Origin of the sequence: Nocardioides sp. GXQ0305, from assembly GCF_050880345.1 — a bacterium.
Classification (GTDB): Bacteria; Actinomycetota; Actinomycetes; order Propionibacteriales; family Nocardioidaceae; genus Nocardioides.
The window spans coordinates 146,768-164,090 of sequence record NZ_JBNYXG010000006.1; the positions used below are offsets into that span (position 1 = coordinate 146,768).

The 17,323-nt window shown below is 72.3% G+C and carries 20 protein-coding genes; 6 read left to right on the top strand and 14 right to left on the bottom strand.

Going from position 1 to position 17,323, the window contains the following annotated elements; all coding sequences use genetic code 11:
• Positions 1-211: 211 nt before the first annotated feature.
• Genes ACQ1X7_RS15980 through ACQ1X7_RS15995 form a run of 4 tightly spaced genes read left to right on the top strand, consistent with a single transcriptional unit; the run spans position 212 to position 3,618 of the window.
• Positions 212-1,942 (top strand): nitrite/sulfite reductase, encoded by a 1,731-nt coding sequence (locus ACQ1X7_RS15980; protein WP_432479213.1) that lies wholly within the window; start codon positions 212-214, stop codon positions 1,940-1,942.
• Positions 1,939-2,118 (top strand): hypothetical protein, encoded by a 180-nt coding sequence (locus ACQ1X7_RS15985; protein ID WP_432479214.1) that lies wholly within the window; start codon positions 1,939-1,941, stop codon positions 2,116-2,118. Before ACQ1X7_RS15980 ends, ACQ1X7_RS15985 begins: the two co-directional genes overlap by 4 nt.
• Positions 2,115-2,858: a phosphoadenylyl-sulfate reductase gene (locus ACQ1X7_RS15990; protein WP_432479215.1), complete on the top strand. Its 744-nt coding sequence runs from the start codon at positions 2,115-2,117 to the stop codon at positions 2,856-2,858. Before ACQ1X7_RS15985 ends, ACQ1X7_RS15990 begins: the two co-directional genes overlap by 4 nt.
• A 16-nt stretch (positions 2,859-2,874) precedes the next feature.
• Positions 2,875-3,618, top strand: coding sequence for a sirohydrochlorin chelatase (locus ACQ1X7_RS15995; RefSeq protein WP_432479216.1), 744 nt, complete (start codon positions 2,875-2,877; stop codon positions 3,616-3,618).
• 1 nt (position 3,619) lies between these two features.
• Here the strand turns inward: ACQ1X7_RS15995 and ACQ1X7_RS16000 are convergent, their stop codons facing one another.
• Genes ACQ1X7_RS16000 through soxR form a run of 4 tightly spaced genes read right to left on the bottom strand, consistent with a single transcriptional unit; the run spans position 3,620 to position 6,081 of the window.
• Positions 3,620-4,000 (bottom strand): DUF3037 domain-containing protein, encoded by a 381-nt coding sequence (locus tag ACQ1X7_RS16000; protein WP_432479217.1) that lies wholly within the window; start codon positions 3,998-4,000, stop codon positions 3,620-3,622.
• A complete protein-coding gene (locus ACQ1X7_RS16005) occupies positions 3,997-4,761 on the bottom strand; it encodes a HipA family kinase (protein ID WP_432479218.1) in 765 nt (254 codons plus the stop codon). The genes ACQ1X7_RS16000 and ACQ1X7_RS16005 overlap by 4 nt, the downstream gene beginning before the upstream one ends.
• Positions 4,758-5,594 carry a polyphosphate kinase 2 family protein gene (locus ACQ1X7_RS16010; protein ID WP_432479219.1) on the bottom strand — a complete coding sequence of 279 codons (837 nt, stop codon included), beginning with the start codon at positions 5,592-5,594 and terminating at the stop codon, positions 4,758-4,760. The genes ACQ1X7_RS16005 and ACQ1X7_RS16010 overlap by 4 nt, the downstream gene beginning before the upstream one ends.
• A 7-nt stretch (positions 5,595-5,601) precedes the next feature.
• Entirely contained in the window at positions 5,602-6,081 is a 480-nt protein-coding gene (gene soxR, locus ACQ1X7_RS16015; protein WP_432479220.1) for a redox-sensitive transcriptional activator SoxR, read from the bottom strand.
• 82 nt (positions 6,082-6,163) lie between these two features.
• Here soxR and ACQ1X7_RS16020 point away from each other — a divergent pair, with 82 nt between their 5' ends.
• Positions 6,164-6,853: an SDR family NAD(P)-dependent oxidoreductase gene (locus ACQ1X7_RS16020; protein WP_432479221.1), complete on the top strand. Its 690-nt coding sequence runs from the start codon at positions 6,164-6,166 to the stop codon at positions 6,851-6,853.
• On the top strand, positions 6,850-7,923 hold the full coding sequence (locus ACQ1X7_RS16025; RefSeq protein ID WP_432479222.1) for an S-adenosylmethionine:tRNA ribosyltransferase-isomerase: 1,074 nt from the start codon (positions 6,850-6,852) through the stop codon (positions 7,921-7,923). Before ACQ1X7_RS16020 ends, ACQ1X7_RS16025 begins: the two co-directional genes overlap by 4 nt.
• Before the next feature lie 4 nt (positions 7,924-7,927).
• Here the strand turns inward: ACQ1X7_RS16025 and ACQ1X7_RS16030 are convergent, their stop codons facing one another.
• The 10 genes from ACQ1X7_RS16030 to ACQ1X7_RS16075 form a co-directional block, all read right to left on the bottom strand.
• Positions 7,928-8,638 carry a GNAT family N-acetyltransferase gene (locus tag ACQ1X7_RS16030; protein WP_432479223.1) on the bottom strand — a complete coding sequence of 237 codons (711 nt, stop codon included), beginning with the start codon at positions 8,636-8,638 and terminating at the stop codon, positions 7,928-7,930.
• A 10-nt stretch (positions 8,639-8,648) separates the two neighbouring features.
• Positions 8,649-9,239: a regulatory protein RecX gene (locus ACQ1X7_RS16035; protein WP_432479224.1), complete on the bottom strand. Its 591-nt coding sequence runs from the start codon at positions 9,237-9,239 to the stop codon at positions 8,649-8,651.
• Positions 9,240-9,288: 49 nt separating this feature from the next.
• The gene (gene recA / locus ACQ1X7_RS16040) at positions 9,289-10,341 is read right to left on the bottom strand and encodes a recombinase RecA (protein ID WP_432479225.1); all 1,053 of its coding nucleotides are present in this window, start codon (positions 10,339-10,341) and stop codon (positions 9,289-9,291) included.
• Between the two features lie 186 nt (positions 10,342-10,527).
• Positions 10,528-10,722: a DUF3046 domain-containing protein gene (locus ACQ1X7_RS16045; protein ID WP_432479226.1), complete on the bottom strand. Its 195-nt coding sequence runs from the start codon at positions 10,720-10,722 to the stop codon at positions 10,528-10,530.
• 21 nt (positions 10,723-10,743) lie between these two features.
• Complete coding sequence (locus ACQ1X7_RS16050; protein WP_432479227.1) at positions 10,744-11,889, bottom strand: class I SAM-dependent methyltransferase; 1,146 nt, start codon at positions 11,887-11,889, stop codon at positions 10,744-10,746.
• A gap of 36 nt (positions 11,890-11,925) precedes the next feature.
• Positions 11,926-12,720: an ABC transporter permease gene (locus tag ACQ1X7_RS16055; RefSeq protein WP_432479228.1), complete on the bottom strand. Its 795-nt coding sequence runs from the start codon at positions 12,718-12,720 to the stop codon at positions 11,926-11,928.
• Positions 12,720-13,511, bottom strand: a complete 792-nt coding sequence (locus ACQ1X7_RS16060; RefSeq protein WP_432479229.1) for an ABC transporter permease — start codon at positions 13,509-13,511, stop codon at positions 12,720-12,722. Before ACQ1X7_RS16060 ends, ACQ1X7_RS16055 begins: the two co-directional genes overlap by 1 nt.
• Positions 13,511-14,449 carry an ABC transporter ATP-binding protein gene (locus ACQ1X7_RS16065; RefSeq protein ID WP_432479230.1) on the bottom strand — a complete coding sequence of 313 codons (939 nt, stop codon included), beginning with the start codon at positions 14,447-14,449 and terminating at the stop codon, positions 13,511-13,513. The genes ACQ1X7_RS16060 and ACQ1X7_RS16065 overlap by 1 nt, the downstream gene beginning before the upstream one ends.
• A 205-nt stretch (positions 14,450-14,654) precedes the next feature.
• Positions 14,655-15,746, bottom strand: coding sequence for a hypothetical protein (locus ACQ1X7_RS16070; protein ID WP_432479231.1), 1,092 nt, complete (start codon positions 15,744-15,746; stop codon positions 14,655-14,657).
• A gap of 152 nt (positions 15,747-15,898) precedes the next feature.
• Positions 15,899-17,149, bottom strand: a complete 1,251-nt coding sequence (locus tag ACQ1X7_RS16075; protein ID WP_432479232.1) for an HNH endonuclease — start codon at positions 17,147-17,149, stop codon at positions 15,899-15,901.
• Positions 17,150-17,323 lie beyond the last annotated feature (174 nt).

Consider the following 17,323-nt stretch of genomic DNA (forward strand, 5'->3'; position numbering starts at 1 on the left):
GTTTGTGGGCAGGTGGTCCAGCCCCTGAGACTTCTTGACATGATCTCCGCTGCGACGCACGCGCACCTCGTGGTACGACGCCACGTGGACCTGATGCGTACGCACGCCATGATCTGTTGGCCCCGCTGAACGCCGCCCCAGCACCTCTCGTTCCGCGCTCGATCCCCTCCGGACCAGCGCGCGGGCCCTTCAGTCAAAGGACCACTCCCCCATGTCAGACCTGCGATACGCAGCGCAGCCGGCGACCCGCACGGAGGTCCCGCGCCCCAAGCGTGGCGAGGGCCAGTGGGCGTTCGGCTACTCCGAGCCGCTCAACAAGAACGAGCAGTCCAAGAAGGACGACGACCCGCTCAACGTGCAGGCCCGCATCCAGCACGTCTACTCCAAGCGTGGCTTCGCCTCCATCGACCCGGCGGACCTGCGGGGTCGGTTCCGCTGGCTCGGCCTCTACACCCAGCGCGCACCCGGCTTCGACGGCGGCAAGACCGCGATGCTGGAGGAGGACGAGCTCGACGACGAGTTCTTCATGATGCGCGTCCGCTCCGACGGGCAGCTGCTCACGCCGGAGGCGGTGCGCACCCTCGGCACCATCGGTCAGGAGTTCGCGCGGGACACGGCCGACGTGACCGACCGGGAGAACATCCAGTACCACTGGATCCGGATCGAGGACGTCCCCGAGATCTGGGAGCGGCTCGAGGCGGTCGGCCTGACCACCCTCGAGGCCTGCGGGGACTCCCCGCGACCGTTCCTCGGCTCCCCGGTCGCGGGCGTCGCCGCCGACGAGATCATCGACGGTTCCGAGGCGCTGGCCGAGATCAAGCGGCGCATCCTGGGCAACCCGGCGTACTCGAACCTTCCGCGGAAGTTCAAGACGGCGCTGACCGGTCACCCGAGCCACGACGTCTCGCCCGAGACCAACGACGTGGCCTTCGTCGGCACCGTCCACCCCGAGCACGGCCCCGGATTCGACCTGTGGGTCGGCGGCGGGCTCTCGACCAACCCGATGCTCGCCCAGAAGCTCGGGGTCTGGATCCCGATCGACGAGGTCGCCGACGCCTGGGAGGGCGTGGCCGCGATCTTCCGCGACTACGGCTACCGCCGCCTGCGCTCCCGCGCTCGGCTGAAGTTCCTCGTCGCCGACTGGGGAGCCGACAAGTTCCGCGAGGTCCTCGAGAACGAGTACCTCGGCCGCGAGCTGGTCCGCTGCGAGTCGCCGGGGTCCCCGGTCGGGCACCGCGACCACGTGGGCGTGCACCCACAGCGTGACGGCCGGCGGTACGTCGGCGTCGCCCCGACCGCCGGCCGGGTGTCCGGGTCGATGCTGACCCGGCTCGCCGACCTGATGGACCTCTACGGCGTCGCCGGCGCCCGGCTGACGCCGTACCAGAAGATCGTGCTGATCGGCGTCGACCCCGACCACGTCGCCCCGCTGCTGGACCGTCTCGACGCGATCGGGCTGTCCGGCCGTCCGTCCGGCTTCCGCCGGAACACGATGGCCTGCACCGGCATCGAGTTCTGCAAGCTCGCGATCGTCGACACCAAGAACCGCGCCCGCGACCTGGTCGCCGAGCTGGAGCGCCGCTTCCCCGACCTCGACACGGTCCTTCCCGAGGGCATCACCGTCAACGTCAACGGCTGCCCCAACGCCTGCGCCCGCACCCAGGTGGCCGACATCGGGCTCAAGGGCCAGCTGGTCATGTCCGACGGCGAGCAGGTGGAGGGCTTCCAGGTGCACCTGGGCGGCGCGACCGGGCTGCAGGCCAACTTCGGCCGCAAGCTGCGCGCCCACAAGGTCACCAGCGCCGGGCTCGACGACTACGTCACGACCGTCGTCAGCAACTTCCTGGCCGAGCGCCACGAGGGCGAGTCCTTCGTCGACTGGGTGCAGCGGGCCGACGAGGAGCTGCTGCGCGGCGAACGCGCGCTGGAGGTGGCCTCGTGAGCGAACGAGCCGTGCCGTTCCACTGCCCCTACTGCGGCGAGACCGACCTCTGGCCCCACGAGGGTCCCGACGGGTCCTGCCCTCCCGGATCATGGGAGTGCCGTGGCTGCCTGCGCGCGTTCAGCCTGAAGATGCTCGGCCTGGTGCGCCCGCAGCAGGCGGGGGGCGTGTCATGACCGCCGCCACCACCCGCGAGGCGCTGGCCGCCCGCGGCACGCACACCGACGGCCGTTCGCCCGAGCAGCTGCGCGACCTGGTCTCCCACGTCGGCGCCGAGCTGGAGCTCGCACCGGCCGAGCACATCATCGAGTGGGCCGCGGCCACCTTCGGCGACCGGTTCTGCATCACCTCGTCCATGGGCGACGCCGTCCTCGCGCACCTGGTGTCGCAGGTCGCCCCCGGCACCGACGTGGTGTTCCTGGACACCGGCTACCACTTCGCCGAGACCATCGGGACGCGCGACGCGGTGGCGGCGACGCTCCCGCTCGAGGTGGTCACGGCCACCGCGGAGCAGTCGGTCGCCGAGCAGGACGCGACCTACGGCAAGGACCTCTACAAGACCGACCCGGACCTGTGCTGCCAGCTGCGCAAGGTGCAGCCGCTGGAGCGCACGCTCGCCGGCTACGACGCCTGGGCGACCGGGCTGCGGCGCGCCGAGACCCGCAACCGCGTGGTGGCGCCGGTCGTCGGGTGGGACGCCCGGAAGGGCAAGGTGAAGGTGTCTCCCCTCGCTCGCTGGACCGACGAGCAGGTGGAGCGGTACATCGCGGACAACGGCGTCCTCGTCAACCCCCTGGTCCACGACGGCTACCCGTCGATCGGCTGCTGGCCCTGCACCCGCAGGGTCGCCGCCGGCGACGACCCGCGCAGCGGGCGCTGGGCCGGCACGTCGAAGACCGAGTGCGGAATCCACTGAGGAAGAAGGAACAGACATGGCTGCACCAGCACTGGTGGCCCTGGCCCACGGGAGCCGCGATCCCCGCTCGGCCGCCACGATCGGCACCCTCGTCGACGAGGTCAAGGCGCTGCGCCCCGACCTCACCATCGAGAAGGCCTTCCTCGAGCTGTCCCGTCCGTCGTTCCAGACCGTGGTCGACCGGCTGGTGAGGAAGGGGCACGACGAGATCGTGGTCGTGCCGCTGCTCCTCAGCGAGGCCTACCACGCGAAGGTCGACGTGCCCCGGGCCGTGGCCGAGGCGGCCGAGCGCCACGAGGGGCTCTCGATCCGCGCCACCGACGTCCTCGGGCTCGGCACCCAGCTGCTCGACATCCTCGACCTGCGGATGCGCGAGGCGCTGAGGGCCTCGCGGGTGCGCGAGCTCGACGCGCTCGTCGTCGCCGCCGCCGGGTCCTCCGACGCCCTGGCCAACCAGGCCGTGGCCCGGCTGGCCCGGCTGTGGGGCACCCGCCACAAGCTTCCCGTCACCGCGGCGTTCGCGTCGGCCGCGCCGCCGGCCACCGGCGAGGCGGTCCGGGCCTTCCGCGTCGAGGGACGCCGCCACATCGCGGTGGCATCGCTGTTCCTCGCCCCCGGGTTCCTGCCCGACCGGGCCCGGGAGCTGGCGCTCGAGGCCGGCGCGGTCGCGGTGTCGGAGCCGCTCGGCGCCCACCCCGAGCTGGCGCGGACCGTGCTGGCCCGCTACGCCGTCGGCGCGGTGGAGCTGGTCCCGGTCTGACCTATCCCACCAGCCGCTCGAGCAGGTGCTCCAGCTGGCGTGCCGGGTCGTCGGTCAGGCCCCCGTGGACCGGCCCCGGCTGGAGCACGGTGCTGCGCGGCGCCGTGAGGAGGCCGAACCGCTGCCCCAGCGGGGCCCCCGCTGCGTCGCCCGCCGTGGCCTCGCCGGCGCACACAGCCGCCGCGTGGGCGAGCCCGGCCCGGACCTGGTCGACGTCGAGCCGGGGGTCGAGCGCGGCGAGCCGGCCCGCGTCGACCTGGCAGGCGAGGTCGAGGAAGGCCTCCTCCTCGCAGTAGAGCACGACCGCGACGTTGTGGAACTCCTCGCGATCTGGCCGCGGGACACAGCGCAGCACGACGTACTGGTAGGCCAGCCGGCTCATCGGGCCGCTCCGGGCAGCCAGGTCGTCGAGGCGAGCCGGGCGAGGAGGAAGGCCAGGTACGCCGCCCGCACCCCCTCGGGCGAGTGGGCGCCGGGCACCGGCTCCAGCCACTCGTCGGGCACCTGGGCGAGCACGTCCACGAGCGTCGCCTCGTCGAGCCGGGCGCGGGCCGCGCGGTCGGCCTCGGCGAGGTCGCCCGCGTGCCGGCGCAGCACGTGGTCGGACCCGTCCCAGGGCTGGGCAGCGAACCGGACAGGATCTCCGACCCCGGCTCCCCAGCCGTGGTGGAAGTAGAGCGACGCCCCGTGGTCGATGAGCCACAGGTCGCCGTGCCACACCAGGAGGTTGGGGTTGCGCCAGCTCCGGTCGACGTTCGCGCAGAACGCGTCGAGCCACACCACGCCGGCGGCCTCGCCGGGCGCCAGCGGGTGGGAGCCGTCGTACCCGAAGGCTCCCGGGAGGAAGTCGATCCCGAGGTTGCGTCCGGCGCTCGCCTTGAGCAGGTCCTGGACCTCCTCGTCGGCCTCGTACCGGGCGATCTCGGGGTCGAGGTCGAGCACCGCGAGCCGTGGCGTGCGCAGGCCGAGGCGCTCGGCGAGCCCACTGACGACGACCTCCGCCACCAGGACCCGCACCCCCTGGCCGGCACCCCGGAACTTGCAGACGTAGGTGCCCAGGTCGTCGGCCTCGACGACGCCGGGCAGCGAGCCGCCCTCGCGCAGCGGCGTGACGTACCGCGTGACGGACACCGTGGGGATCACCGGACCGGCTCCTCCTCGGCGAGTCGGCGCTGCTCGGCCGCGACGTCGAAGTCGGCGGCGGGCCACTGCGGGTTCAGGTAGCGCAACGTGTCGAGCAGCAGCCGTCCGACCGCCAGGTTGCGGTACCACTTGCGGTCGGACGGGACGACGTACCAGGGCGCGACCTCGGTGTTGGTCCGCTCCAGCGCGATCTCGTAGGCCTCGCGGTAGGTCGGCCACAGCGCCCGCTCGTCGAGGTCGCCCGGGTTGTACTTCCAGTGCTTCGCGGGGTTCGCCAGTCGCTCCGCGAGGCGCTCCTTCTGGGTGTCCGGCGAGATGTGGAGCATGCACTTCAGGACCACCGTCCCGGACTCCACCAGCTCGGCCTCGAACTCGTTGATCTGCCCGTAGCGGCTCTCGACGGTGCGCGGCTCGACCAGGGAGTGCACCCGCGCGACCAGCACGTCCTCGTAGTGCGACCGGTCGAACACGCCGACGTACCCCGGTTCCGGCACGGCGCGCCGGATCCGCCACAGGAAGTGGTGCCGCCGCTCCTCGTCGGTCGGAGCCTTGAAGCTGGTGATCCGCACGCCCTGCGGATCGATCAGGCCGACGGTGTGGCGCAGCACGCCGCCCTTGCCCGAGGTGTCCATGCCCTGGAGCACCAGCAGCACGCTGCGCGAGAAGCCCGAGCGACCCTCCGCGAAGAGCCGCTCCTGCAGGTCCGACAGCTCCTCCCCGAGGTCCGCCAGCGCCTGCTTCCCCTCCGACTTGCCCGCCGTGAACCCGGGGGTGGCGTCGGTCGCATGCCTCGTGAGGTCGACCGGGCCGGTGGGCAGGCGGAGGTCACTCATGCGCCCATCATGTCGGATCGCCCGGGACCGGCCGGCGCAGGAGCGCGGGCAGGAACGCCGCGCCGGGCGCGGTCCGCGACTCCCCGGCGACGTCGCCGGGGTTGGAGACCTGGCAGCGCTGGAGCGACAGGCAGCCGCAGCCGATGCAGGAGTCCAGTCCGTCGCGGAGCCGCTCCAGCGCCTCGATCTGCTCGTCGAGGCGCGCCCTCCAGTGCCGGGAGATCCTCTGCCAGTCCGCCCTGGTCGGGGTCCGTTCGTCCGGGAGACGGGCGAGCTCCTCGCGGATCTCGGCCAGGGTCAGCCCGACGTTGCTCGCCGCACGGATGAAGGCCAGCCGCCGGAGCACGCTGCGCTGGTAGGTGCGTCGGCCGCCGCCCGTGCGGCCGGCGGAGACCAGGCCCTGGGCCTCGTAGAAGCGCAGCGCCGAGGCGGCGAACCCGCTCCGGCGTACGACCTCGCTCATCGTCAGCTGGTCCCGCGTGTCCACGAGTTCTCCTTGACTTCAAGTTGACTTCAACTTGAAGACTAGCAGCAACGAGAGAATTCCGACGTAGGAGGAGACACCTCTCATGCACACCGCACTCGTCACCGGCGGGTCCGCCGGGCTGGGCCTGGCCCTGACCCGCGCCCTCGTCGCCCGCGGCGTCACCGTCGTCACCGACGGCCGCTCCCCCGACACCCTGGCCCGCATCGACTCCCCCGGCGTCCGGGCCGTGGTCGGCGACGTGGCCGACCCGGACCACCGCGCCGCCCTGGTCAGCGAGGTCGGGGCGATCGGCGGCCTCGACCTGCTGGTCCACAACGCCAGCACGCTGGGTCCGCTACCGATGCGCGCCGTACGAGACCTCACGGCCGCCGACCTCCACGCGGCGTGGCAGGTCAACGTGGCCGCGCCCCTGGAGCTGACGCGGGCGCTGCTCCCGACCCTGCGGGACCGCGACGGCGTGGTGCTCAGCGTCACCTCGGACGCAGCCGTCGAGCACTACCCCACCTGGGGCGCCTACGCCGCCACCAAGAGCGCCCTCGAGCACCTCACGCTCACGCTGGCGGCCGAGGAGGGGCTGACGGCGTACGCCGTCGACCCCGGCGACATGCGGACCCGGATGCACCAGGACGCGTTCCCGGGCGAGGACATCAGTGACCGGCCCGAGCCGGAGACGGTCGTCCCGAGCCTGCTCGCCCTCCTCGACCGACGGCCACCCCCGGGGCGCTACCGAGCCGCCGACCTCGCAGTCCCGACGGAGGTGGCGAGCCGGTGACGCTGCTCCAGGAGACTCCCACCACCGTGTTCCCGGAGGCGGGCGAGCACGTCGCCGACCGGCCCGCCGAGGAGCGCGGCGCTGCCCGCGACGACGTGCGGCTGCTGGTCGCCCGACCGGACGGTGTGCGGCACCGTCGGTTCGCCGACCTGGCCGACGAGCTCGAGCCGGGCGACCTCGTGGTCGTCAACAACTCCGCGACGGTCGCGGGGCAGGTCGACGTGGTCGACACGGCCGGTCGCGCCCGGGTGCTGCACGTCGCGACGCCGCTGGACGACGGCAGCTGGGTGGTCGAGCTGCGCACGGCGCCCGACGCGTCGAGGGCCGTGCTCGACGCTCCCGGAGGCGAGCGGCTGACAGCCGTCCCGGTGACGTCCGAGCGTGTCACCGCCGAGCTCGTGGCGCCGTACCCACGGCCGGGGTCCTCGCCCACGGGCGAGGGCACCCGGCTCTGGCGAGCCGTCGTCACCGGTCCGTTGGCCCGGCACCTGGATGCCCACGGTCGTCCCATCGCCTACGGCTACCTCGACCACGCGTATCCGCTGGAGGCCTACCAGTCGGTCTTCGCCACCGTTCCCGGCAGCGCGGAGATGCCGTCGGCAGGCCGGCCCTTCACCGCGACGCTGATCACCCGGCTGGTTGCGCGCGGCGTCTCCGTCGCGCCGGTGACCCTCCACACGGGCGTGTCCTCCCAGGAGGCGGGCGAGGCGCCGCAGCCGGAGCGGTACGAGGTCGGCGACCACACCGCCCGGCTGGTCAACGCCGCCCACGACGCCGGGCACCGGGTGGTGGCGGTCGGGACGACGGTCACCCGGGCCCTCGAGTCGGCAGTGGCCGCGAGCGGACGGGTGGAGGCCCGCCACGGCTGGACCGAGCGCGTCGTGACGCCGCGGCAGCCGCCGAGGGTCGTGACCGGCCTGGTCACCGGGTGGCACGACCCCCAGGCCAGCCACCTGCTGCTGGTGGAGGCCGTCGCGGGGGCCGAGCTCACGCAACGGGCCTACGACGAGGCGGTGGGCGAAGGCTACTGGTGGCACGAGTTCGGCGACGCCGGCGTGTTCCTGCCCTAGGCCGTCAGCCGACCACCTGGGCGACGTCGAGGGTGCAGCCCACGACCGTGGCCGCCGACCCGTCGCGCTGCGGCTCGTCGAACCAGGTCCCCTCGACGAACCCGACCTTGGCGAGCACCCGGAGGCTGACGGCGTTGCGGTGGTCGGGCGCGGAGAAGTAGGTGGTGACGTCGCGGTAGCGCCGCCGGGCGCTGATCAGCCAGGCCCAGAGCATGGCGGTCCCGATGCCGCGGTGGACCAGGGACGGCTCCCCCACGGCGTAGTCGACGCCCACCGCCTCCGGGTCGGGGACCAGCGCCGCGAAGTCGGGGTGGTCGCGGATCCGGTAGTCCTGGCAGAAGCCCACCGAGCGCCCGTTGGCCTCGGCGACCCACATCCGGGTCGGCTCCATGCCGTCGATGGCAGGACCGTAGTGCGCCGTCACCGCCTCGAAGGTGGGCTCGCCGTCGGCGGCCCACCAGCGCGCCACGTGCTCCTGGGCGCGCCAGCGGGCCACGTCCGGCAGGTCGCCGCGCCCCATCGCCCGCAGGGTCACCTTGCGGTCGTGGTCGACCTGGAACCGCTTGACCTCACCGGAGAGGTCGATCGGCGTCGGGTCCACGTGGAGGCTCGCGCAGGTACGGCGGGCCGCCGCCAGCCACGACTCCCCGGCCCGGACGACGCCGCTCAGCTCGTGCCCGCGGTCGAGGATCGTGAGGTGCGTGGCGTCGTCCACGACGGCGAGGCTAGTCGAGGGGCGACACCACGTCGTCGTCTGCAGCGCCGACCTCGTCACGCACGACCCGGAAGGCGAGACCGGGCGGGTATCCCTTGCGCGCCAGCATCCCGACCAGCCGCCGCGTCTGCGTCGCCTCGTCGAACCGCTCGAGGCTGCGGAGCTTCTTGCGGACCAGGGACCGCGCCGTCGCCTCCTGCTGGTCGTCGTCCACCCGGTCGAGCGCCTCGCGGGCGACGTCGTCGTCGACGCCCTTGCGCCGCAGCTCCTGGGCCAGCGCCCGCGGCGCCAGTCCCTTGGCGGAGTGGCGGCCGCTGACCCAGGCATGGGCGAACGCCGCGTCGTCGACCAGGCCGACCTCCTCGAACCGGTCGAGCAGCCGGGCGGCGATCTCGTCGGGCACGTTCCGCTGGCGCAGCTTGTCGGCCAGCTCTGTGCGCGAGCGGGCGCGACCGGTGAGCTGGTCGAGCAGGATGGTCCGCGCGACCGACTCGGGGTCAGCGTCGGGACCGAGCGTCTCGACGTCCTCCGGAGACCCGGCGGACGTTCCGGTTTCGACGCGCGGTCCCGACCTCGCAGGCTCGGTCGAGCGCTTGCTCAACCTGCCCGCGCCCACACCGGCCCGTCGTTCCTCCGTGCCGGCTGCGCGGTCAGAAGTCATTGATCCCGATCGGCTCGTCGGACAGCTCCTCGCCCGGGGCGTCGACCTGGGGCCCGACCCCCAGCTTCTCGAGGATCTTCTTCTCGAGCTCGTTGGCGAGGTCGGGGTTGTCGCGCAGGAAGGTGCGCGCGTTCTCCTTGCCCTGGCCCAGCTGGTCGCCCTCGTAGGTGAACCAGGCGCCGGCCTTGCGGACCAGGCCGGCCTCGACGCCGACGTCGATCAGGCCGCCCTCGCGGGAGATGCCCTTGCCGTACATGATGTCGAACTCGGCCTGCTTGAACGGCGGGGCCACCTTGTTCTTGACGACCTTGACCCGGGTCCGGTTGCCGACCATGTCGGTGCCGTCCTTGAGGGTCTCGATCCGGCGGACGTCGAGCCGCACCGAGGAGTAGAACTTCAGCGCCCGACCACCGGTCGTGGTCTCGGGCGAGCCGAACATGACCCCGATCTTCTCCCGCAGCTGGTTGATGAAGATCGCGGTGGTGCCGGAGGAGTTGAGGGCACCGGTCATCTTGCGCAGCGCCTGGCTCATCAGTCGCGCCTGGAGGCCGACGTGGCTGTCGCCCATCTCGCCCTCGATCTCGGCCCGCGGCACCAGCGCGGCGACCGAGTCGATGACGATCAGGTCGAGGGCACCGGAGCGCACCAGCATGTCGGCGATCTCGAGCGCCTGCTCACCGGAGTCGGGCTGGCTCACCAGCAGCGCGTCGGTGTCGACACCGAGGGCCTTGGCGTAGTCGGGGTCGAGCGCGTGCTCGGCGTCGACGAACGCGACGATGCCTCCGGCACGCTGGGCGCTGGCCACCGCGTGGAGGGCGACCGTCGTCTTGCCGGAGGACTCCGGGCCGTAGATCTCGACGACCCGGCCGCGCGGCAGGCCGCCGAGGCCGAGCGCGACGTCGAGCGCGATGGAGCCGGTCGGGATGATCTCCAGCGGCGCGCGGGTCTCGTCGCCGAGGCGCATCACGGATCCCTTGCCGAACTGCTTCTCGATGTTGGCGAGGGCGACGTCCAGCGCCTTCTCGCGGTCTCCACCAGCCATGTGGGTGCCTCTCTGTGTCGTGTCGGTGCAGGTGCGCCTTCGACGCTAGGGCGGGCCACCGACAACCGGGCCCGGACCGACCGGGGGCTGTGGAGAACTCGCTCCGCGTCGCACCTGTGGACGACACGCTAGCCGAACAGATGTTCGATCACCGGCACGACGCGCCCGCGTGTCGCGGGCCCCCGGTCATCGCTCCGAGTCCGGCAGCTCCAGCACCCGCCACACCGCGCGCCACACCTGCTTCGGCTCGATCCCGGCGTCGAGCGCCTCCCGTACGGTGCGTCCCTCGAGCGCGCCGATGACCTGGGTGTCCGCCCAGACCTGGGCGTACCCCGCGCCGAGCGCGCGGTCCATCCGGGCCCAGAACTCGGTGTGCCTCATCGTGCCGTCCTCATCGGGCCGTCACCGGCGCCGGGCGCCGACGTCGAGCCAGGTCTCGCCCCCCTGCCCGGGACTGCGGGCCACCTCGACGACGTCCCAGCCGGAGGCGGCCAGCACCTCGCGGAGCGGTCGCTCGCGCCAGAAGGTGAAGTGCCGCGGCCCCGCGACGCTGCCGTGGGTCGAGAAGCGGGCCCCGTCGCCCTCCTTGACCGCGAGGTGCAGCGCTCCCCCGCTGCGCGTGGCCGAGGCGAGGTTGTCGAGCACGTCCGGGAGGTCCTCGCGGCGCACGTGGAGCAGGCTGGCCGAGGCCCACACCCCGTCGTACCGGCCTCCGTCGGCGTCGTCGGCGCGCTCGGGGTCGGTGAGGTCGTCGGTCAGCGGGTCGACCACGTCGGCCTGGTGGCCCTCGAGGCGCAGCAGCCGGACGAAGCCCGGCGTGATGTCGGTTCGCCGCACGGAGAGGCCCCGTGCCTCGAGCGCGGCCGCGTCGCGGCCCGCGCCGCTGCCGACCTCGAGCACCCGGGCGCCGGCGGGCAGCGCCGCGGCGAACCGCTCGAGGGCGGCCTCGATCGCCTCGGTCATCGCCGGTGCGTGGTCGCGGTAGGACTCGGCCGAGTCGTCGTAGGACGCCACCGTCACCCGCTTGGTGATGTGGGAGACGTCGTGGGCGTGGTGGACCACGTCGTGGAGGTGGTAGCGGGCGAAGGTGTCGACGGTGAACCTCGCCCCGTCGCTGCGCCGGCCTGTGCGCTGCCACTGCTGGTCGGCGACCTCCTCGTAGCCCGACGCGACGCGGTCTGCCGCCGCGACGACGGCCGATGCGACGGCGGCGGGATCCTGGCTGCCGTAGTCGCCGAGGACGGCCGCGTCGTCCTGGTCCCAGTTGTCGAACGCCGGATCGTCGTCGCCCAGCATCCGCTCCAGCCGCTCGCGGAACAACTCGTGGACGTCGCGCACGTGGCAGGCGTACTCGAGCGGCGACCAGACGTTGGCCGAGGGCCGCACCGCCGCGTCCTCGGTGTCGAGCACGACCTCCCACAGGGTGGCGTTGTCGCGGATCGCCTGCGGCACCCGGCCGCGGTCGAGCCCGGGCGCGTCGAAGCCGCACTCGGGGCACGGGCGGTCGAGGACCCACGTCCAGTCCTTGGTGTCGGGCTCGATCGTCATGGCGCCATCCAACCAGCAGGGTTCGACCGGTCGCGCTCAGGTGAGCAGCAGCGAGTCGAGCCGGCGACGTACGACGGCGAGGCCCAGCAGGCCCATGACGACGAGGTAGACGACGGACACCCCGCTGGCCCACGTGATCGACCCGGTGGTGAGCTCGCGGCAGAGCACCACGCCGCGGTAGAGGGGCGTCACCTCGACCACCCACTGCAGCCAGGTCGGGAGCGTGGACAGCGGGAAGAAGGTCGCCGAGAACAGGAACAGGGGAAGCTGGGCCAGGGTGATCTTGTCGAAGTCCTGCCAGCTCTTCATGTAGGTGGTGAGCGCCATGCAGACCGCGCTGAAGGCGAACCCGATCAGCAACGTGGCGGGCAGCGCCAGCACCGCCCACGGCGACAGCACCAGTCCCATCGCCCACATCACGAGGAGGAACGCGGCCGAGTAGCTGGCGCCGCGGAGCTGGCCCCACGCGATCTCGCCCCGCGCGATGTCGGAGGTGGTGAGCGGAGTCGCGAGCATCTGGTCGTAGAGCTTGTCGTAGCGCAGCTTGAAGAACACGTTGAAGGTCGAGTCCATGAGCGCGCCGTTGAACGCCGACGCGGCCAGCATCCCGGGCGCCACGAAGGCGGCGTACGAGATGGGCTCGCCGTTGATCTCGAACCCCTCGACGAGCGCACCCACCCCGATGCCGATGGAGAAGAGGTAGAAGACGGGCTCGAGGAAGCCGGTCAGGAACAGCTTCCACTCGGTGCGGTAGGTGATGTAGTTGCGCAGCACCAGCAACCGCAGCGCCTGCCACGGCCCCAGGGGCCGGACGACCTCGGTCGTCGCCATCACCTCACCAGCCGCTTCTGCAGCCCGGACACCGACCAGGACCACCCGACCACCAGCAGGGCCACCAGCACGGCGACGTTGACCAGGGCGAGACCCCAGTCGACGGCGTCGACGCAGAACATCCGGGACAGGTTGACGCCGTGCCAGAGCGGGGTGAGCCGGGCGACCCAGGCGCCGACCTCGCCGAGGTTGGCGACGGGGAAGAACGCGCCGGAGAAGAGGAAGAGCGGGAAGATGCCGAGCCGGAACAGCACGCCGAAGCCGGACGGGCTCTTCAGCCGCGCGCTCCAGCCGTAGACGAGGGAGGCGAAGACCATCCCGACCAGCACCTGCGAGAGGAACGCCAGGACCGGCCCCCACCAGGTCGCGAAGACGCCGAACGGGGTCAGCACCAGCATGAAGACGCCGCACGTCGTGGCCAGCCGGAACAGCACGAAGAGCAGGTGGCCGGCGACGATGTCGCGGATCGCCAGCGGCGTGGCGACCATCGAGTCGTAGACCCGTTGCCACTTGATCATCCCCATGACCGGGTACGTCGTCTCGCCCACCGCGACCTGCATGGCGTGGGCGGCGACCAGCCCGGGGACCACGAACGCGAGGTAGCTGGTGGCGCCCTCGAGCTGGTCGGGGTCGCCCTCGATGAAGCCGCCGAGCAGCACCCCCATCGCGAGCACGTAGAACAGCGGGCTCACGAAGCTGCCGACGATGCTGGCCTTCCAGGTCCGCTTGTAGACCGTCCACCAGTAGTCGTACTGGCGGCCGAGGCTCTCCGTCAGGGTGAGCGCGGACATCAGTCGACCAGGCTGCGGCCGGTGAGGCGCAGGAAGACGTCCTCGAGCGTGGAACGGCGTACGAGCACGGCGGCGGGCTGGAGCCCGCGCTCGTGGACCCCGGCGATCACGGCCTCGCCGTCGTCGCTGTAGACCAGCACCCGGTCGGGCAGCACCTCGACCCGGTCGCCGAGGTCCGCCACCTTCTCGGCCATCGCCTCGTTGCTGTCGCCCTCGGGGGCCACCCCGAACCGCAGCTCGGCCACCTCGCGGGTGGAGTGGGCGTCGATGAGCTCGCGCGGACTGCCCTCGGCGACGATGAGCCCCTTGTCCATGACGACGAGTCGGTCGCACAGCTGCTCGGCCTCGTCCATGTAGTGGGTCGTGATGACCAGCGTGACCCCGGCCTGCTTGAGCCGGAACAGCTGGTCCCACAGCACGTGACGCGCCTGCGGATCGAGGCCGGTCGTCGGCTCGTCGAGCAGCAGCAGGTCGGGGCGGTTGACCAGGCTGCGGGCGATGGTGAGCCGCCGCTTCATCCCGCCGGAGAGGTCCTCGACCCGCGAGGTCGCCTTGTCGGTCAGGGAGACGAAGTCGAGCAGCTCGTCGACGCGCTCCCGCACCAGGGCCTTGTCGATGCCGAAGTAGCGGCCGTAGATGTAGAGGTTGTCGTAGACGTTGAGCTCGTTGTCGAGGGTGTCCTCCTGGGGGCAGACGCCCAGCCGGCCCCGGATCGCCGGCCCGTGGGCGGCGGGGTCCATGCCGAGGATCCTCAGCTCTCCCCCGCTGACCGGGCTCACGGCGGCGATCATCCGCATCGCCGAGGACTTGCCCGCCCCGTTGGGTCCGAGGAAGCCGAACGCCTCACCTCGTCGTACGTCGACGTCGATGCCCTTGACGGCTTCGAAGTCCCCGAACGACTTGCGCAGGCCCACGGCCGAGATCATCGCGTCGGTCACGATGGTCGACTGTACAAAGAGGCGCCGACACGGCCCCAGACGTCGGCCGACGCGACGGGCTGGCAGCCACCGCCCGCAGCGGGATCTGGGGGTTCCGGGTCCCCCGAGCAGTACGCCGGGGCCGGCCGGGGTGGTGCCCTCGGAGTCGCCGAGCCCGGGCTGAACCCGGCGACGTCACAGTGCGAGGACGACTTGGCACCTCCCCTCAGGGCGTGCCGGGGAACCGTGCGAACCGCACCCGCTCGACGCCGTCCACCGTGGTGAAGGTGCCGCCGGCGAGCAGTGCCGTCGGCGTGAGCGTGATCGCCCAGACACCGTTGTCACCGCCCTGAGGGTCGGGGTCCCACGACGTCATGGTGCCGTCGCCCGGGTTGAGGGACGCCAGGAAGTGCCGCTTGACCTTGGCCGAGCCGATGGTGAACTGCGAGAAGTGTCCTCCGACGTACAGCTCTGTGGCAGACGGCGCAATCGCCTGGACGTCTCCGGCCGACTTGCGCGACCAAGCCGGTGCGTTGGAGGCGACGTCGTACGCGTAGAGCATGTTGTCCGGTGTCGAGAAGTAGAGACGCGAGCCGTCGGGGCTCAGCCCCAGGGTGATCGCGAGCGCCCCACCCGTGCTCGGGCTGAAGCCCGTAGCGTCGCCGTTGGTGGCCAGGATCTCCCCGATGCCGTACGGGCGGTCGGCGCCACCGAGCTTGCTGAACGCGCCACCGGCGTACACCTTGGTGGTGTCCGGCGACACCCGGATCGCGCGGACGAGGCCGTTGGCCCGCGACCGGAAGCCGGAGACCACGTTGCCAGCGGTGTCCAGCGCGACCATCGACGCGCGGACCGTGCCGTCGATGCCGCTGAACGAGCCACCGACGTACAGCCGGTCGCCGGCCTGGGCGAGTGCGTGGATGCCCGGGGAGCCGCCGGTCGTGTCGGCCTGCCAGTCGGGCAGCACGGCGCCGCTGGTGGCGGACACCGCGGCGATGTTGGCGCGCGCCGCTCCACCAGCGCTGTCGAAGCGCCCGCCCAGATAGACCGTCGAACCGTCCGGTGATCCGGCCACCGCCCGGACGATCCCGTCGGGGTCGGGCACGAAGTTGGGATCGAGCGTGCCGTCCGCCCGGATCGCCGCGGCGTTGAGCCGCGGCTTGCCACCGACGGTGGTGAACTGCCCACCGATGATGGTGAGGTCCCCGACCTGGGCGATGGCGTAGACGGGCCCGTTGACCCGCGGCGTCGAGTCGGTCGACTCGGACACGCTGGCCTGAGCGGCCTGCGGGAGCAACGCCAGAGCGAGCGCCGCCATGAGCACCACCGCCCTACGCCCGGCACGGATCGATTGACGCACGTACATGTCCTGACACCTTCCGGGCGACCAACGGGCAGCCACCTGCCCCCTGATCAACGCTAGGTCCAGCCCCGGGGGTCAGACATCCCGCGAATTGATGACCAGCCCCCTCACACCGCGAGGGCTACCTCGTGGAGCAGCGTCTCGGCGCGGCTCCTCCCGCTCACGAACGCGGGCGGAACGGGTGCCCGTGAGCGGTAGGCGTGCCCGCTGGGGGTGATGACGTCGATGACGTGCCCCGGCCCCGGCCGCGGGCGAGCACTCCAGCCCGTCGTCTCCTTGGCCTGGTTGCAGGACTCGCAGAGCCCGTGCCCGTTGCGGAGGCTGGTGGCCCCGCCGTCGGTGTCGCGGATCGCGTGGTCGGTGTGGCGGACCGGCGCGTCGCACCAGGGAGTGCGGCAGTGGCGGTCGCGGAGCCGTACCAGCCGTCGGAGCCCGGCCGGGAAGCGGCGGGCCGCGGAGTCGCTGGCGACGAGCACCCCGGCCGCGGGGTCGGCGAACAGCCGGCGCAGCCAGACCCGTTCGCCGTGAGCGAGCTCGCGGGCCAGGTCGGCGTCGACGACGCCGTAGCCGTCGACGAGCGCCGGGTCGTCGGCCGTGCCGAACAGGGTGCGGTCGGTCATCACGAGGTTGATGGCGGTGGCTGGGCCTGCGACACGCTCGGGTCCGGCGCCGGCGAGCGTGGCGGCCAGGGTGTCCGCCATGACCTGCCCTCGACCTCGGGGGTCACCGGCCGTGCGCGCGGTGTCGGCTGCCCGCGCCAGGGCGGCGTACGCCGCGACACCCTGCGCCACGGGCAGCAGCGCCGTCAGGTAGACCATGCAGTCGGGCGCCGGCCGGATCGTGACGCAGCGCTCGGACTCGGCCCGGCGGCGCCGGGCGACGACGGCAGCAGTGTCGAGGACGGCGGCCCGCTCGCGGCAGTAGCCGATGACCTCGCGGTCCCCCATCGCCTCGAGCCCGGACGGGTCGGAGGCGAGCTCGGCATCGATCCGTTGCCGGTCGGCCAGGGCCAGGCACGCGGTCTCGCGCGCGACCAGGGTGACGCGCCACTCGCTCATCCGACCGGCCCGCCAGGCCGACCAGAGGTGCGGCATCTCCCCCGACACCACGCGGGCGAGGCCGAGGTGGCGGCGGCCGTGGTGGTGGGACTCGCGCCGGGCCAGTGCCACCTCCAGCGCCGTCGCCCTCGAGTCGGCCAGCTCGATCGCGAGGGCTGCCTGCCGGGCCTCGGCAGCACTCTTCAGCTCCTCGAGCGCCCGGATCTCCGCGACCCGCCCAGCGTCGTCCGAGCACGCGGGCTCGGCGGCCAGGGCGACCGTCAGCCCCTGCAGCGTCTCCGCGTCGAGTATCTCGAACACGTGTTCGATTGTATCGCCACGTCAACGGCTCCTCAATGGTCCTTCGTTACCTGTGGACGGCCAACCTGACGCCCCTTCTTGTGGAAACTTGCGCCCGAGGGGTGCATACCTCCCTAGGGTTCTCAACATGCTGCGACAGGACGACAACGGCAGTGTGGGCACCCTGATGGAGTG

Coding starts and splice junctions, on each gene's coding strand:
- ACQ1X7_RS16010 (WP_432479219.1), bottom strand. CDS start 5,594: ATGAGTGACCTCCGCCTGCCCACCGGCCCGGTCGACCTCACGAGGCAT.
- ACQ1X7_RS16055 (WP_432479228.1), bottom strand. CDS start 12,720: ATGGCGACGACCGAGGTCGTCCGGCCCCTGGGGCCGTGGCAGGCGCTG.
- ACQ1X7_RS16000 (WP_432479217.1), bottom strand. CDS start 4,000: ATGAGCCGGCTGGCCTACCAGTACGTCGTGCTGCGCTGTGTCCCGCGG.
- ACQ1X7_RS16060 (WP_432479229.1), bottom strand. CDS start 13,511: ATGTCCGCGCTCACCCTGACGGAGAGCCTCGGCCGCCAGTACGACTAC.
- ACQ1X7_RS15980 (WP_432479213.1), top strand. CDS start 212: ATGTCAGACCTGCGATACGCAGCGCAGCCGGCGACCCGCACGGAGGTC.
- ACQ1X7_RS15990 (WP_432479215.1), top strand. CDS start 2,115: ATGACCGCCGCCACCACCCGCGAGGCGCTGGCCGCCCGCGGCACGCAC.
- ACQ1X7_RS15995 (WP_432479216.1), top strand. CDS start 2,875: ATGGCTGCACCAGCACTGGTGGCCCTGGCCCACGGGAGCCGCGATCCC.
- ACQ1X7_RS16070 (WP_432479231.1), bottom strand. CDS start 15,746: ATGGCGGCGCTCGCTCTGGCGTTGCTCCCGCAGGCCGCTCAGGCCAGC.
- ACQ1X7_RS16045 (WP_432479226.1), bottom strand. CDS start 10,722: ATGAGGCACACCGAGTTCTGGGCCCGGATGGACCGCGCGCTCGGCGCG.
- ACQ1X7_RS16020 (WP_432479221.1), top strand. CDS start 6,164: ATGCACACCGCACTCGTCACCGGCGGGTCCGCCGGGCTGGGCCTGGCC.
- recA (WP_432479225.1), bottom strand. CDS start 10,341: ATGGCTGGTGGAGACCGCGAGAAGGCGCTGGACGTCGCCCTCGCCAAC.
- ACQ1X7_RS16050 (WP_432479227.1), bottom strand. CDS start 11,889: ATGACGATCGAGCCCGACACCAAGGACTGGACGTGGGTCCTCGACCGC.